Genomic DNA, 14239 nt, shown 5'->3' with positions numbered 1-14239 from the left:
GTGTGCCGCGGTGGGCGCCGCGGTGGGCGTGGCGGTGGGCGTGGCAGGAGGCGTGGTGGCGGGCGTGACGGAGGTCGCGACCGGGCCGCACCCCCTGTCGGAGGCATCCTTCGCGATGAACGTGCAACCATCAGGGTCATGTGTGCGGCAGCGGTGGATCCGGCGGTGGATCCAGTGGAACCAGGCGGGACGTCCGAGGTGGGTGGGGTGCCCGGGCCACGCCCCGAGTTGCGCGACGCGCCGTTCCTGCGTGCCTGCAGGGGCGAGCCCGCCGAGCATGTTCCGGTGTGGTTCATGCGTCAGGCGGGCCGCGCGCTGCCCGAGTACCGCAAGCTGCGCGCGGGCACGGCGATGCTCGACTCCTGCCGTGATCCGGATATGGTGACAGAAATCACACTACAGCCGATACGCCGTTTCGGTACGGATGCCGCGATCCTGTTCTCCGACATCGTGCTGCCCCTGGTCGCCATCGGGGTGGACATCGACATCGTCGCCGGGGTGGGCCCGGTCGTCGCGGAGCCGGTCCGGGACGGTGCCGCGCTGGCCCGGCTGCGCCCGCTCGCCGGCGACGACGTCCCGTACGTGACCGAAGCCGTCCACACGCTCGTGCGCGAGCTGGGGCCGACCCCGCTGATCGGCTTTGCCGGGGCTCCGTTCACCCTGGCCAGCTATCTCGTCGAGGGCGGGCCGAGCCGGACGCACGCCCGCACCAAGCAGCTGATGTACAGCGCGCCGCAGGTGTGGCACGAGCTGGCCGACCGGCTCGCCGACATCACCATCGGTTACCTTCGGGTCCAGGTGGACGCGGGGGTGAGCGCGCTGCAGCTGTTCGACTCGTGGGCCGGGGCGCTGGACGAGGCCGACTACCGCCGCTACGTCCTGCCCCACAGCCGGCGGGTCCTCGAGGCGTTCGCCGGGGACGGCGTCCCCCGCATCCATTTCGGGGTGAACACCGGGGAACTGCTCACCGTCATGGCCGATGCCGGGGCCGACGTGGTGGGGGTGGACTGGCGGGTCCCGCTGGACGAGGCCGCCCGCCGGATCGGCCCGGGCCGGGCGGTGCAGGGCAACCTCGACCCGACCGCCGTCTTCGCGCCGCGTGACGTCCTCGCCGAGAAGGTCCATGACGTGTGCGCCCGCGGCGCCAAGGCGGACGGCCACGTGTTCAACCTCGGGCACGGCGTGCTGCCCGAGACCGACCCGGACGTGCTCGCCCACATCGTCGAGCTGGTGCACGAGTTCTGAGCACCGCCCGTCCGCCGGCCGTCGCTTTCCCGGGCACCGCTTTCCGGGAGCCACTCTCCTGGCCGGCGTCTTGCCGGCCAGGGCTCTCCTGATCGGTGCCCTTCCGGTCCCGGTGCCCTCCTGATCGTCATTCCGGCCGTCCGACGGGCGGGCTGGGCAGCCTCTGCCCGGTCAGCCGGCGGGGCGGCCAGGGCCCGGCCCCCGCCGCGCCATCGCGCGGCGCCGTGCGGCCCACGGCTCATGCGGCATCGTGCGGCCCGGGCGGCGCGGTGCGGCCCGCGCGGCATCGTGTGGCCCTGGCACGGGAAGTCGGGCTGGAGCTGGCCGTCACGGGCGGCGCGGTGCGGCCCGGGCGGCATCGTGTGGCGCCGCACGGTATCCGCTGTGGCGCGGCGTAGGTCTTAAGTGACTTTATGCGATGTTATGTGACGCCGTGTGGGCGGCCGGGTGCCTTTCCTCACCCTTGCCGGGCAATCTTCGCCCGTCGCGGTCCGGCGGGCGGACGCGGGAGGAAACTGGTGCGGGTCACGCAACATGCGGCCGTCGGCCCGGGCCGGCACGCCGCTGGACAATGGCGGCCGGTGCGCGGACGGTGGCCAGGCGTATCGGGTGAGGTGGCCGTAACGGGAGGAGCGGGTCTGCATGCGGGTCGTCGTGGTCGGAGCGGGTGTCGCGGGGCTTGCGGCCGCCCATGCACTGCGGGGCCGAGCCCAGGTCACCGTCGTGGAGGCCGCCGACCGGGTCGGGGGCAAGCTGCGGACGACCCCGTTCGAGGGGCTCGAGCTTGAGGAGGGCGCCGAGTCGTTCCTCGTCCGGGTGCCGGACGCGGTGCGGCTGGCCCGTCATGTGGGCCTCGGCCACGACATCGTCCACCCGGCCACCACCAGCGCGTCGCTGCTGATCTCCGGCCGGCTGCGCCCGCTGCCGCCGCGGACCCTGCTCGGCGTCCCGACCGACGTGGTCGGCCTGCTGCGCTCCCGGGTGCTCTCCCCGGCCGGGCTCGTGCGCGCCGCGGCCGATCTGGTGCTGCCGCACACCCCGCTGCCGGCCGATCCCACGGTCGGCGGCTTCGTGGGTGCCCGGGTCGGCCGCCAGGTCGTCGAACGCCTGGTGGATCCGCTGCTCGGCGGGGTGTACGCGGGGCGGGCCGACGCCATGTCGCTGCGGGCCACGGTCCCGCAGCTGGCCCCGATCATGTCCGAGAGCCGTTCGCTGCTGCTCGGGGCGTACCGGGCGCGGGCCCGTACCGCGCCGGCCGACCCCGCGTCCGCCCCGGTGTTCGCCTCGGTGCGCGGTGGTCTGGGCCGCTTCGCCGCGGCCGTCGCGGACGCCAGCGAGGCGGAGATCCTGCTGGGGACGCGCGTGCGCAGGCTCAGCCAGACCGCCGCCGGCTGGCGGGTGAGCCTCGTCGGCCGTGGGCCGCGGGCCGTGCCGGACGGCGCCGGCGGTGACACCGGCGCGGGCACAGGCCCCGGCCCCGATGCCGGCCTCACAGCCGGCCTCACAGCCGGCCTCACGGCCAACATCGAGGCCGGCATCGCGGCCGGCCCTGGCGCCGACGCCGTCGGCGGACACAGCGCCTGGGACGTCGACGCCGACGCGGTGATCCTCGCCGTACCCGTGCCCGAGGCCCGGCGGCTGCTCAGCCCGGTGGCGCCGTACGTGGCCGCGCCGCTGGCCGCGGTCCCGTACACGTCGGTGGCGTTGATCACGCTGCTCTACCGCGGGGTACAGCTGCCGCGGGGCAGCGGCTACCTCGTCCCGCCGAGCCAGGGCAACGTGATGAAGGCGGCCACGTTCCTGTCCGCGAAGTGGCCGCACGTGTCGACGGACCCCGGCCTGAGCGTCGTGCGGGCGAGCGTCGGCCGGGCCGGCGACGAAGGCGATCTGGAACGTTCCGACGTCGAGCTCGCCGGTGTCGTCGCGGCCGAGCTGGCCGCCGCGACCGGCCTGACGGCCCGGCCGCTGGCGAGCCGGGTGACCAGGTGGGACGCTGCGCTCCCGCAGTACCTGCCCGGCCATCTCGAGCGGACGGCGGTGGTGCGCGGGATGCTGCCGGCCGGTCTCGCGCTGGCCGGCGCCGGGTACGACGGGGTGGGCATCGCGGCGTGTGTCCGCTCCGGTGAGGCCGCGGCGGAGACGGTGCTGCGTTCCGACGATGCGGTCCGGGTCGGCCAGTGACCCGGCGTTCCGGACGCGGCCCGTTCGCGGTCCGCGGCCGGCCTGAGCGGTGGTCCGCTTCCGGTCGGTGACCCGGCGTCCCGGGTGCCGGGCCCGTTCCCGGACGGTGGCCCGTTCGTGGACGGTGGCTCGTTCGTGGATGGTGACCGGGCTCCGGGGGTGCCCGTGGGGTGCTGGCGGGCCCCTGCCGGCCCGGCAGATGATCACGGCCGGTGGGATGGGGCTCCGCGCGCAACCGTGGGTACCCGCGGGCCTCCGCCGGCCCGGTAGGCGACAATTGGGCCATGCCCGAGACTCCCACAGCCATCACCGAGACTCCCGCGACCGGGAGCTCCCGAGGCGGTCCCGTCCCCTCCGCCCGGGATCTCAACGCCGAGCTGCTCTACACGTCCTGGTCGGTCTTTGCGGCGCGTGACGCCCTGCCCGCGGACCGGACGGCGATCGCGGCCGAGGTGGAGGACCTGCTGGACGGGGCGCTCGCCAAGGACGTCTACACCCGGGGCGTCTACGACCTGAGCGGCTACCGGGCGGACGCCGACGTCCTGCTGTGGTGGACCAGCCCCGACCCCGACCTGCTCCAGGAGACCTACCAGCGGTTCCGCCAGAGCGCTCTCGGGCGGGCGCTGGCACCGGTGTGGTCGTCGGTCGGCCTGCACCGGCCGGCCGAGTTCAACCGCAACCACGTGCCCGCCTACGTCCGGCGCGAGGACCCGAAGGCGTACGTGTGCGTCTACCCGTTCAACCGGTCGCTGGAGTGGTACCTGCTGCCCGACTACGAACGCCGCGGCATGCTCGCCGAGCACGGGATCATGGGCCGGGAGTTCCCCGACGTCCGGGCGAACACGGTGGCCGCGTTCGGGCTGGGTGACTATGAGTGGCTGCTGGCCTTCGAAGCGGACGAGCTGCACCGGATCGTCGACTGCCTGCGGCACCTGCGCGCCAGCCGGGCGCGGGCGCACACCCGCCTGGAGACACCGTTCTTCACCGGTGTCCGCAAGCCGGTCGCCGACCTCGTCGCGGCCCTGCCGTAGGCGGCCCTGTCACGGGCGGTCCTGCCGTAGAGACGGTCCTGTTATAGGCCGCCCCGGGGCGGTTCGCCGGACGTACCGGCTTCTCGCCGGATGAGCCCCGGCCTCCTGGCCGGGCGCCGTTTTGGCCAAACGTTGGTTCAGCCGGGCATGGGTTTGACCAAACGTTGGTTTGGTCGGGCGTTGGTTTGGCCGGGCACGGGTTTGGCCGGGCGCGAGCGTGGCCAGGTGCTGGTTTTTCCAGGTGTCTGTTTAGCTGGGTGCCTGTTCAGCCGGGTGCCGGTTCGGCCACGGCGTCGGCCGCGGCATCGGTCGCGGCTCCGCCCCTGGCGGATGCGGGTGCCGGCACCGGCGCTCCCCTCACGCCTCCGCTTCTTTCAGTAGCTACGGAATAACTTTTCGCAGCGAAATGGCGTTGCCTCGCCAGGGGAATAACTTTCCGCATCTTCTCGTGTGTATGTGGTGAGCATATGGCCCTCCGTCCGCCCGGTTCCCCCCGGATAAAGAGGGCATTACGTTGCAATTAAGGCTGTCGCCTGCCGCCTGTCGGCGACTGCCGGGTGGGTTTGCCTCATGCCGTGAACCGTGCGACGCCTCTGCTAGTATCCGCCACATGTTCACGGCCGTTTGTCCGTACCATCCGGCCAGTTGCTTTCTGTAGTCGCAAGGAGGTTGCTGGATTATCTGTCCAGCAGTGCCAGTATATTTTTTCCGTTGTTGTCAGCCGGCTGTCCGGGTGGGGGAGTTCGATGGGCGTGGAGCGATGTCCGGTGGTCGCCGGACGGTTCGTGGTAAGGACTGGTCTCGATACCGTCCGTGTTTTTCCACGGTGGCCGTAACGATTCACGTGGGCGTCCGTGTGCCATGGAGGGACGGCCGCGCGTAATGGTTGCGGAAGGTGTCCGGTCGCATGCCGGCCGGGTAGCCTCCTGGCCCGGACCGAAGCAAACCAAAATTTTTCAATCCCAGCGGACAGTAACTTGCCCGAGTCCTGGGGGGGACTGGCAGTGACAGAAACCATGCCCGATGGCGCGCGGACGCCGACGGGTGCCGCAGCGGCACCCGTTATACCCGTCCTCAGCGTCTGGCCGCACAACGACCCTGCTTTCGTCGACGTTTCCCGGCTCGTCCGGCAGCGACTGCCCAGCCGGTCGGCAAAGCCGTTACCGCCGGTTCCGGAGACGGTTCAGAAGGATATTGCCTACCGGGCCCAGGTCGGCTGGGAGCGCAGATACGTCCGGCTGCTCGCGATGTTCGACGCGGCCGGCTGCGTCCTGGCGGCGCTCATGGCCTTCCTGGTGCGTTTCGGCGACAACCCGGCGTCGTCCTGGCCGTATATTGTGATGAGCGGCGTACTGCCGTTGGCCTGGGTGCTGTCGATGGCGTTCGGGCGCGCCTACGAAGGGCGTTTTCTCGGCGGTGGTTCGGAGGAGTTCAGGCGGGTCATCAACGCGTCCGCCCGGCTCACCGCGTGCGTCGCGGTCATCTCCTACGCGACGAAACTTGAGATCGCCCGAAGTTACGTCCTCATCGCGTTCCCGATGGCGACGCTGCTCGCGGTCGTCGGGCGCTGCTGCGGGCGGGGGATCCTGCACCGTATGCGCCGTGGTGGGCGCTGCCTGCACAGAGTCCTGGTCATAGGCTCCGGTGACGCCGCGGCGACCCTCGTCCGGCTGGCCCAGCGCGACCCGACGGCGGGCTGGTCCATGGTCGGCGTCTGCCTGGACCGCCTGCCCGGCCGGCACAGCCACGACCGGCTCGAACGCAGCGGCTTCGACCTGCTCGGCGTTCCCATAGTGGGGACGCTGGAAAGCCTGCACACCGCCATCGGGGCGACCATGGCGACCACCGTCGCGATCTGCCCACAGATGGACGGTGAAACGCTCCGCCGGGTGATGCTGGCCCTCGAGGGCAGCGACATCGACGTTCTTGTCAGTTCGGCGCTCACCGACGTCACCGGCCCCCGGATCTCGATCCGTCCGGTCGCCGGGCTTCCTCTGCTGCATATCGAGGAACCCGAGCTCACCGGTGCCCGCCGGGTTCTCAAGGCATGCGTCGACCGCGTTTTCGCGTTGGCCGCGGTGCTGCTCGCACTGCCGTTCCTGTTGGCGGTCGGTATCGCTATCCGAGTGACCAGCCGTGGCCCGGCGATATTCAAACAGACCCGGGTGGGCCGTAGCGGCGAGACGTTCCGCATGTACAAGTTCCGCTCCATGTACCTCGATGCCGAGGAGCGTCTGGAAGAGCTGCGCGCCGCGAACGAGCGCGCCGAGGGCCTGTTGTTCAAAATACGCGACGACCCGCGGGTGACCCCCATCGGCCGCTTTCTGCGCAAATGGTCGCTCGACGAGCTGCCCCAGCTGTTCAACGTCCTCAACGGGAACATGTCGCTGGTCGGCCCGCGGCCGCCGCTGCCGGCGGAGGTGGCCCGCTACGAAGGCGACGTGCACCGCCGGCTGATGGTCAAGCCCGGTCTCACCGGGCTGTGGCAGATCAGTGGCCGGTCCGATCTGGAGTGGGACGAGTCCGTCCGCCTGGACCTGCGTTATGTCGAGAACTGGTCCCTGGCGATGGATTTCGTCATCCTGTGGCGGACGTTGTTCGCGGTGGTGCGCCGGGAAGGTGCCTACTGACCTGACACCCACCGAGCCCATATCGGCTACCCGCCAGCCATCCACCGGTCATCCACGAGCTGTCCGTCCACTGACACGGTGTGCCGCCGAACCACCTACCGGCGCGCAACGGCGGCACACCGTGTCGACATTTCGGGTTGATATTCCGGATCGACATGCTGATATTGGCATGTTGGACCGACATGCCGAACGGCCCGCGCGAGGGACTGAGCGAGGAACGGTATGGACCCGATCGTCGCCGCGAACCTGCGTTCCCGTGCCGACGGCCCCCGGGCCGTCATGGTGGATGGCGGATGTTCCTCTCGTCCGGAGGGCCGCTGGTTCCCGCCGGCGTCGCGGCCGTCCGGTGCTCGTTGGCCGGTGTTCACGGTCCCGTCCGGGGCGGCCTGGTTGAATCGGTCCGTGAGCGCCGAGTGCCCGGATCCCGGGCCCGCGGATGGGTGAGCGTACCGGCGGCGGAGCCGTCGATGCCGAGCTGGTGGCCGCGCTGGCCGCGGTCGGCCGGCGGGTCGTGGGGGAGCGGGAACCGGCCGCCGCGGCTGTCCTGTCCGCCCGCCACGACAGGCTGCTGGTGCGTTACGGCGACGCCGTCCTCAAGGCCCACGCGCCGGGGACGGATCCGGCGCAGCTCGCGCTGCGGCTGAGCCTGGCGGCCGATCCCCGGCTGAGCGACAGCCTGCTCGCGCCCCTGCCCATCCCGGGCGCGGACGCGCCGGGACTGCTCACCCGGGCCCGCGGCCGGCTCGTCAGCGCCTGGCCGGTGGGCACGCCCCTGTATCCGGACGATCCCGCGGCGATACCCGAGACGGCCGTCGACGACCTGCCGTGGGAGCAGGCGGCGGCCCTGCTCGCCCGGCTGCACGCGGTACCCCCGCGGGGGCCCGTCCCGCCGGCGAGGGTCCGCCGGGGTGTGGAGCGCGCGATGGCGAAGCTGTCCGGCCTGCCCGCCTCGGCCGGCGGCGACCCTGCCGTGGGGGAGGTCCTTGCCGCGTACGCGACGCTCCTGTCCGAGGAGACGGCCGGCGCCCACCCGCGCGCGGGCCGCACCCGGACGGCCCGCACAACTCGTACGACCCACATGATCCACCACTTGGCCCGGGCGGCCCCCGTCTCCGCCCCCGCGCCCGGGGGCGTACTCGTGCACGGGGACTGGCATCTGGGCCAGCTGCTGCGGCTCGACGGCCGGGGGTTACGGATCATCGACGTCGACGATCTCGGCGCCGGGGACCCGGTGTGGGATCTCGCCCGGCCGGCCGCCTGGTACGCCGCCGGTGTGCTGGCGCCGGCGGCGTGGGGCCGGTTCCTGCGCGGGTACACCGCCGCCGGCGGCCGGGCCGTGCCGCCCGACGCCGACCCGTGGCCGGTGCTGGATGCCCCCGCCCGGGCGCTGACCGTGGCATACGCGGCGAGCGCCGTGGCGGACAGCGTGCTCACCGGCGTCCCGCTCGACAGCGTCTCACGGGCCTTCGTCGACTGCTGCCACCGTATGCGCCGGCTTTGACTCCCCGGCACGCATGCCGCCCGGCCGTCGGTGACAACCGCTGCCGGGACGGCGGGAACGACCTGCCCCAGCCGGCCGGAATTTCATGATCGTAAACGGTCCGGCCGTGGAAGTGAGGGCGGAAACGGTCGCCACAGCAGCCGTTTCCGCCCTCACTCTCATGCGTGACGTGAGGTGGCTTTCACCAGTCGGACGGGATGCGGCCGGCCGGCCGGTGCGCTGATGTGGGGTTCTTGGCACGGGACGGGGTCAGGGGGCCAGCCAGCCGTCGGTGCGCAGGCGGCTGAGGACGGTCTGGACGGCGTCGTGGGGGGAGGCGTCCACGGTGTCGATCACGATGTCGGCGTCGGTGGGTTCCTCGTAGGGGTCGGAGACGCCGGTGAAGGACGGGATGATGCCGGCGCGGGCCTTGGCGTAGAGGCCCTTGCGGTCCCGGGCCTCGCAGACCTGGAGCGGGGTGGCGACATGGACCAGGACGAACCCGCCGCCGCTGTCCTCGACCATCGCCCGGACCTGGCGGCGGACGTCGTCGTAGGGGGCGATCGGGGCGCAGACGGCGGTCCCGCCGACGGCGGTCACGGCCGCCGCGACAAAGCCGATCCGCAGGACGTTGGCGTTGCGGTCCTCGCGGGAGAACCCCAGCCCCTTGGACAGGTGCAGCCGGACGACGTCCCCGTCGAGCAGGGTGACCCTGCGGTCCCCGCGTTCCAGCAGCCGGCACACGAGCAGCTTGGCAAGCGTCGACTTGCCCGAGCCGGACAGCCCGGTGAACAGCACGGTCAGGCCCCGCTCGCCGCGCGGCGGCTGCGCCCGGACCAGCTCGGCCGCCACCGCCGGCGGGGTCAGCGGCGGTGGCAGCCGTGTCCCGCGGTCGAGCAGCATCGACAGCGCGGCCGCGCCGGGGGCGCTGGGCGCCGGGCCCGCGGTCATCGCGCTGAATCCGTAGGCGAGGCAGACCTGCATCCGGTAGGCCAGCTCCCCGGCGAGGGCGGGCTCACTGTCACGGTCGTCGATCTCCGGGCTGGCGCCGCGCCGGTACTGGCCGTCACCGCCGTCACCGCCGCCGCCGCCGCCACCGCCGCCGCCAGCGTGGCCGCCGCTGTGGCCGGCAGCCGCCTGCCTGTCGCTGCCCGTGACGGTCTCGGGGCGGATGACGCTTTCCGGGCCGAAGGCGACCGACTCCGTCAGACGGGTGACCGGCCGCACCGGTACCAGGGCGAGCATGGCCCGGACGTCGCCGATCGTGGCCAGCGCCGCCTTCAGGCAGCGGATGCGCAGGTGGTGGCGGGCGTCGGCGGAGTCGGCCCCGCCGACCGGGGCGAGTACGACGACAGCGTCGCCGCCGGCGCCCAGCGCCTCGATGCGGTCCAGGTCCGCGGTGTGCAGCAGGCCGTCGGCCCACACCGCGACGGGTGCCGGCTCGTCCGCGGCGGTCCAGCCGCGCCGGAGCAGTTCCGCGCGCAGCGCCGCCGGGGTGAAGCGCAGCTCCGGATAGTCGGGATGCTCGGGCAGCCGCAGCCCTTCGACCGTCCCGGACAGGGCCGAGCCCACGACCTCGGTCAGGTGCAGCGCGGCGAGCATGACGCCCTCGGAGTCCCGCAGGGCGACCGTCGAACCGGCCTGGAACTTCTCGGCGTCCTGGGCGCCGGCGCCCCCGGCGTCCACGATGTACTGCGATGCCGGGTGCTGCGGTGCCGGGTGCTGCGCGGGCAGCGGCGAGGCCGGTACCGGGGAGATCGGCGCTGGGACCGATGCCGGCGAGGGCGCCGTCGAGGGCGTCCGAGCGGAACTGGCCGGGCCGGCTGGGCCGCTTGGGCCGGCTGGGCCGTTGCGTCCGTGCGCTGGTGGCAGGCCGCCTCGCGGTGGATACCCACCGGACAGCCACAGCTCCAGTTCCGCGAGCTGAACAGCGCTCAGTGTCACTGACTGCCAGCGCAGCGAGGCAGCGGTCAGTTCCGCGGCACGCGCTTCGTCGACCAGCAGTGCGGTCCTCTCACCGGTGGTACGCACACCGGTGACGGTAACGGTTGGCGTGCGTATCCCGCCGCCTGTGACGGGCTGACGCGCCGCCCGCCGTCACAACAGGTGGCACACTTCCGCTGATGAGCAGCCAGCGGCCGGCGGACGCCGGCGGGGGAGCCCCCGGCATATCCGTAGACGCCGCCACGGGTGGGCCCGCCCCCGGCGGCTCCCCATCCGATGATCCCGTATCCGGTGCCCTGGCGGCTGGCGACCCATCCGCCGCCAGCCCGGCGTCCGGTGTCCCGGCTGCCGCCAGCCCGGCGTCCGGCGTCCCGGCCGCCGCTGTTCCGGCTGCCGGTGGCCCGGCCCGCGTCGTTCCCGCGCTCGATGACGCCGCGTTGGCGGCGCGGCTGGCCACCGACGCGGGCGCGCTGCTGCTGCGGATCCGTGCCGAGCGGGGGTTCGCCGATCCCGCCGCGCTGCGGGACGCCGGCGACACCCGTTCGCAGGCGCTGCTGGCGGCCGCGCTGGCCCGCCACCGCGGCCAGGACGCGGTCCTGTCCGAGGAGGCGGCCGATGACCCCGCCCGGCTCACCGCCCGCCGAGTGTGGATCATCGACCCGTTGGACGGGACCCGGGAGTTCAGCGAGCCGGGCCGCTGCGACTGGGCGGTGCACGTGGCGCTGTGGCAGGACGGCGAGCTGGCCGTGGGCGCTGTCGCGCTCCCGGCGCAGGGCGTCACGCTGACGACCAACAGGCCGGCTGCCCCGGCTGCCCCGGCTGTCGCCCCCGCCCCGCCTGCAGGTGGTGGCGGCCCGCGGCTGGTGGCCAGCCGGACCAGGGCCCCCACGCTGGTCAGCACGGTGGCCGAGGCGCTGGGTGGCACGGTCGTGCCGCTGGGTTCCGCCGGCGCGAAGGTGGCGGCGGTCGTCCGTGGCACGGCAGACGCCTATCTGCACGCCGGCGGCCAGTACGAGTGGGACTCGGCCGCGCCGGTGGCCGTCGCCCGCGCGGTGGGCCTGCACACCAGCCGGCTCGACGGATCCGCGCTGGTCTACAACCGGGCGGACCCGTTCCAGCCGGACCTGCTGGTCTGCCGTCCCGAACTGGCCGCCGAGATCCTGACGCTGATCGGTGCCGGCTGATCGGTGCCGGTCACGAGCGGCCGCCCACCGGCTGGCAGCCACCGGCTGGCGATCAGTGGCTGGCGATCAGTGATCGACGGTTACTGGCCGCTGGTCGCCGCGCGCCCGCCGGAGTCGCTGTCCCGGGGGCCGCTTCGTGGGCTACGTTGGGTGGAATCATCCGCCGGCTTTCGCCACTGTTCTCGACGGGGGATTCCGCGTGCCCGCGATCGGCTACGAGCTCACCCATCTGCAGACGCTCGAGTCCGAGGCGATCCACATCTTCCGCGAGGTGGTGGCCGAGTTCGAGCGTCCCGCGCTGCTGTTCTCCGGCGGCAAGGACTCGATCGTCATGCTCCGGGTCGCGGAGAAGGCGTTCTGGCCGGCGAAGCTGCCCTTCCCGCTGGTGCATATCGACACCGGCCACAACTTCCCCGAGGTGATGGCCTTCCGGGACGCCCGGGCCGTGCAGCTGTCCGCCCGCCTGGTCGTGGGCTCCGTCCAGGACGCCATCGACGCCGGCACCATCACCGAGGACACCCGTCCCGGCGCTTCCCGTAACCAGCTCCAGACGCCGGTGCTGCTCGACACCATCGAGGAGAACAGGTTCGACGCCGTCTTCGGCGGGGCGCGGCGGGACGAGGAGAAGGCCCGGGCGAAGGAGCGCTTCTACTCCTTCCGGGACGAGTTCGGCCAGTGGGACCCGAAGAACCAGCGTCCCGAGCTGTGGTCGCTCTACAACGGCCGGCACCGGCCCGGCGAGCACATCCGGGTGTTCCCGCTGTCGAACTGGACCGAGCTCGACATCTGGCGTTACATCGCGCAGGAGAACCTGGAGATCCCGTCGATCTACTACGCGCACACCCGGGAGGTGGTGGAGCGCGACGGCATGCTGCTCGCGGTGACCCCGCTGACACCGCCGCTGGCGGGGGAGCGGGTACTTTCCCGCCAGGTCCGCTACCGGACGGTGGGTGACATGTCCTGCACGGGGGCGATCGCGTCGGGCGCGGTGACGGTCGACGAGGTGATCGCCGAGGTCGCGACCACCAGGATCACCGAACGCGGCGCTACCCGGGCCGACGACCGGGTCAGCGAGGCGGCGATGGAGGACCGCAAACGGGAGGGCTATTTCTGATGGCCGTTGCGGCGGTTCCGATGGGCTGCTGCGGCGGTCGTCCTCCGATGGCCGGGGCAGTTCTTTCGATCTTCCGATGGCCGTGGCGGTCGCGATGACCGTGACGGATGTGTCGCAGGTGTTGGTTCCGGGTGCCCAGACGCGTTCTGGAGAGGTGTGATGAGGGAACTGCTGCGGGTCGCCACCGCGGGTTCTGTCGACGACGGCAAGTCCACGCTGATCGGACGGCTGCTGTTCGACACCAAGTCGCTGTTCTCCGACCAGCTGGCCGCGGTGGAGCGCACCAGCCGGGAACGTGGGGACGGCTATGTCGACCTGGCGCTGCTCACCGACGGGCTGCGGGCCGAGCGTGAGCAGGGCATCACCATCGACGTCGCCTACCGTTACTTCGCCACCCCGAAACGGTCGTTCATTCTCGCCGACACCCCTGGCCACGTGCAGTACACCCGCAACATGGTCACCGGCGCCTCCACCGCCGACCTCGCGTTGCTGCTGGTCGACGCCCGCAAGGGGGTGCTCCAGCAGACCCGGCGGCACGCCTTCCTCGCGTCGCTGCTGCGGGTCCCCCATCTCGTCCTGTGCGTGAACAAGATGGACCTGGTCGATTTCGACGAGGGCGTGTTCGAGAGGATCAAGGACGATTTCCGGGCGTTCGTCGCCAAGCTGGAGATCGTCGACGTGGCGACCATCCCGATCTCCGCGCTCGGCGGGGACAACCTGGTCTCCCGGTCGCCGAGCACCCCCTGGTACGAGGGCACCTCGCTGCTGCACCACCTGGAGGAGCTGCACATCGCCTCCGACCGCAACCTCATCGACGTCCGTTTCCCGGTGCAGTGGGTGGTCCGGCCGCGCACCGACGAGCTGCACGACTACCGCGGCTACGCCGGCCAGGTCGCCGGCGGTGTTCTCAAGCCGGGGGACGAGGTGATCGTTCTGCCGTCCGGGCTGACCTCGCGCATCGCCGCGATCGACACCTATGACGGGCCGGTGGCGGAGGCGTTCCCGCCGATGTCGGTGACGGTCCGGCTCGAGGACGACCTGGACGTCTCCCGCGGGGACATGATCGCCCGGCCGGCGAACCAGCCGGCGGTCGGTCAGGACATCGACCTGATGGTCTGCTGGATGGTGGACGCGCCGCTGCGGCCCCGGGCCCGGCTCGCGATCAAGCACACCACCCGGTCCGTCCGCAGCGTGATCAAAAATATCGCCTACCGGGTGGACGTCGACACCCTGCACCGGGACGACTCCGTCGCCGAGCTGCGGCTGAACGATATCGGCCGGGTGACGGTGCGCACGACCGCGCCGTTGTGCTTCGACCCGTACCGGCGCAACCGCACGACCGGCAGCGTGCTCCTCATCGACGAGGCCACCGGGGCCACCGTCGGCGCCGGCATGCTCCTCTGAGCGACGACCCGCTCTGGACACGGTCC

General features: G+C 72.3%; 9 protein-coding genes. 8 read left to right on the top strand and 1 reads right to left on the bottom strand.

Going from position 1 to position 14239, the window contains the following annotated elements:
- The first annotated feature begins 138 nt into the window (after nucleotides 1–138).
- The 5 genes from hemE (at nucleotide 139) to NBW84_RS04960 (ending at nucleotide 8588) form a co-directional block, all read left to right on the top strand.
- Nucleotides 139–1245: a uroporphyrinogen decarboxylase gene (gene hemE / locus NBW84_RS04980; protein WP_250282126.1), complete on the top strand. Its 1107-nt coding sequence runs from the start codon at nucleotides 139–141 to the stop codon at nucleotides 1243–1245.
- Between the two features lie 642 nt (nucleotides 1246–1887).
- Nucleotides 1888–3426 carry a protoporphyrinogen oxidase gene (gene hemG, locus NBW84_RS04975; protein ID WP_250282124.1) on the top strand — a complete coding sequence of 513 codons (1539 nt, stop codon included), beginning with the start codon at nucleotides 1888–1890 and terminating at the stop codon, nucleotides 3424–3426.
- Nucleotides 3427–3710: 284 nt separating this feature from the next.
- On the top strand, nucleotides 3711–4457 hold the full coding sequence (gene hemQ / locus NBW84_RS04970) for a hydrogen peroxide-dependent heme synthase (protein WP_250282122.1): 747 nt from the start codon (nucleotides 3711–3713) through the stop codon (nucleotides 4455–4457).
- A gap of 1016 nt (nucleotides 4458–5473) precedes the next feature.
- Nucleotides 5474–7087, top strand: a complete 1614-nt coding sequence (locus NBW84_RS04965; RefSeq protein WP_250282121.1) for a sugar transferase — start codon at nucleotides 5474–5476, stop codon at nucleotides 7085–7087.
- A gap of 436 nt (nucleotides 7088–7523) precedes the next feature.
- Nucleotides 7524–8588 (top strand): phosphotransferase, encoded by a 1065-nt coding sequence (locus tag NBW84_RS04960; RefSeq protein ID WP_250282120.1) that lies wholly within the window; start codon nucleotides 7524–7526, stop codon nucleotides 8586–8588.
- Nucleotides 8589–8837: 249 nt separating this feature from the next.
- Here the strand turns inward: NBW84_RS04960 and cysC are convergent, their stop codons facing one another.
- The gene (cysC, locus tag NBW84_RS04955; protein WP_250282119.1) at nucleotides 8838–10598 is read right to left on the bottom strand and encodes an adenylyl-sulfate kinase; all 1761 of its coding nucleotides are present in this window, start codon (nucleotides 10596–10598) and stop codon (nucleotides 8838–8840) included.
- Between the two features lie 350 nt (nucleotides 10599–10948).
- Here cysC and NBW84_RS04950 point away from each other — a divergent pair, with 350 nt between their 5' ends.
- The 3 genes from NBW84_RS04950 (at nucleotide 10949) to NBW84_RS04940 (ending at nucleotide 14213) form a co-directional block, all read left to right on the top strand.
- Nucleotides 10949–11695: an inositol monophosphatase family protein gene (locus tag NBW84_RS04950; protein WP_250282140.1), complete on the top strand. Its 747-nt coding sequence runs from the start codon at nucleotides 10949–10951 to the stop codon at nucleotides 11693–11695.
- Between the two features lie 199 nt (nucleotides 11696–11894).
- Entirely contained in the window at nucleotides 11895–12809 is a 915-nt protein-coding gene (gene cysD / locus NBW84_RS04945; protein WP_250282138.1) for a sulfate adenylyltransferase subunit CysD, read from the top strand.
- A gap of 159 nt (nucleotides 12810–12968) precedes the next feature.
- Nucleotides 12969–14213, top strand: coding sequence for a GTP-binding protein (locus NBW84_RS04940; RefSeq protein ID WP_250282118.1), 1245 nt, complete (start codon nucleotides 12969–12971; stop codon nucleotides 14211–14213).
- Nucleotides 14214–14239: the final 26 nt, after the last annotated feature.

The sequence above is a fragment of the Protofrankia sp. CiP1_Cm_nod2 genome (assembly GCF_920664355.1).
GTDB lineage: Bacteria > Actinomycetota > Actinomycetes > Frankiales > Frankiaceae > Protofrankia.
The sequence above is the reverse complement of the archived record's forward strand: the minus strand, read 5'-3'. Positions and strand labels throughout refer to the sequence as shown.

What these genes read in the sequence shown, in the direction of transcription:
- NBW84_RS04965 (WP_250282121.1), top strand. Translation starts at nt 5,474, where the DNA reads ATGCCCGATGGCGCGCGGACGCCGACGGGTGCCGCAGCGGCACCCGTT.
- hemQ (WP_250282122.1), top strand. Translation starts at nt 3,711, where the DNA reads ATGCCCGAGACTCCCACAGCCATCACCGAGACTCCCGCGACCGGGAGC.
- NBW84_RS04960 (WP_250282120.1), top strand. Translation starts at nt 7,524, where the DNA reads ATGGGTGAGCGTACCGGCGGCGGAGCCGTCGATGCCGAGCTGGTGGCC.
- hemG (WP_250282124.1), top strand. Translation starts at nt 1,888, where the DNA reads ATGCGGGTCGTCGTGGTCGGAGCGGGTGTCGCGGGGCTTGCGGCCGCC.
- NBW84_RS04940 (WP_250282118.1), top strand. Translation starts at nt 12,969, where the DNA reads ATGAGGGAACTGCTGCGGGTCGCCACCGCGGGTTCTGTCGACGACGGC.
- hemE (WP_250282126.1), top strand. Translation starts at nt 139, where the DNA reads ATGTGTGCGGCAGCGGTGGATCCGGCGGTGGATCCAGTGGAACCAGGC.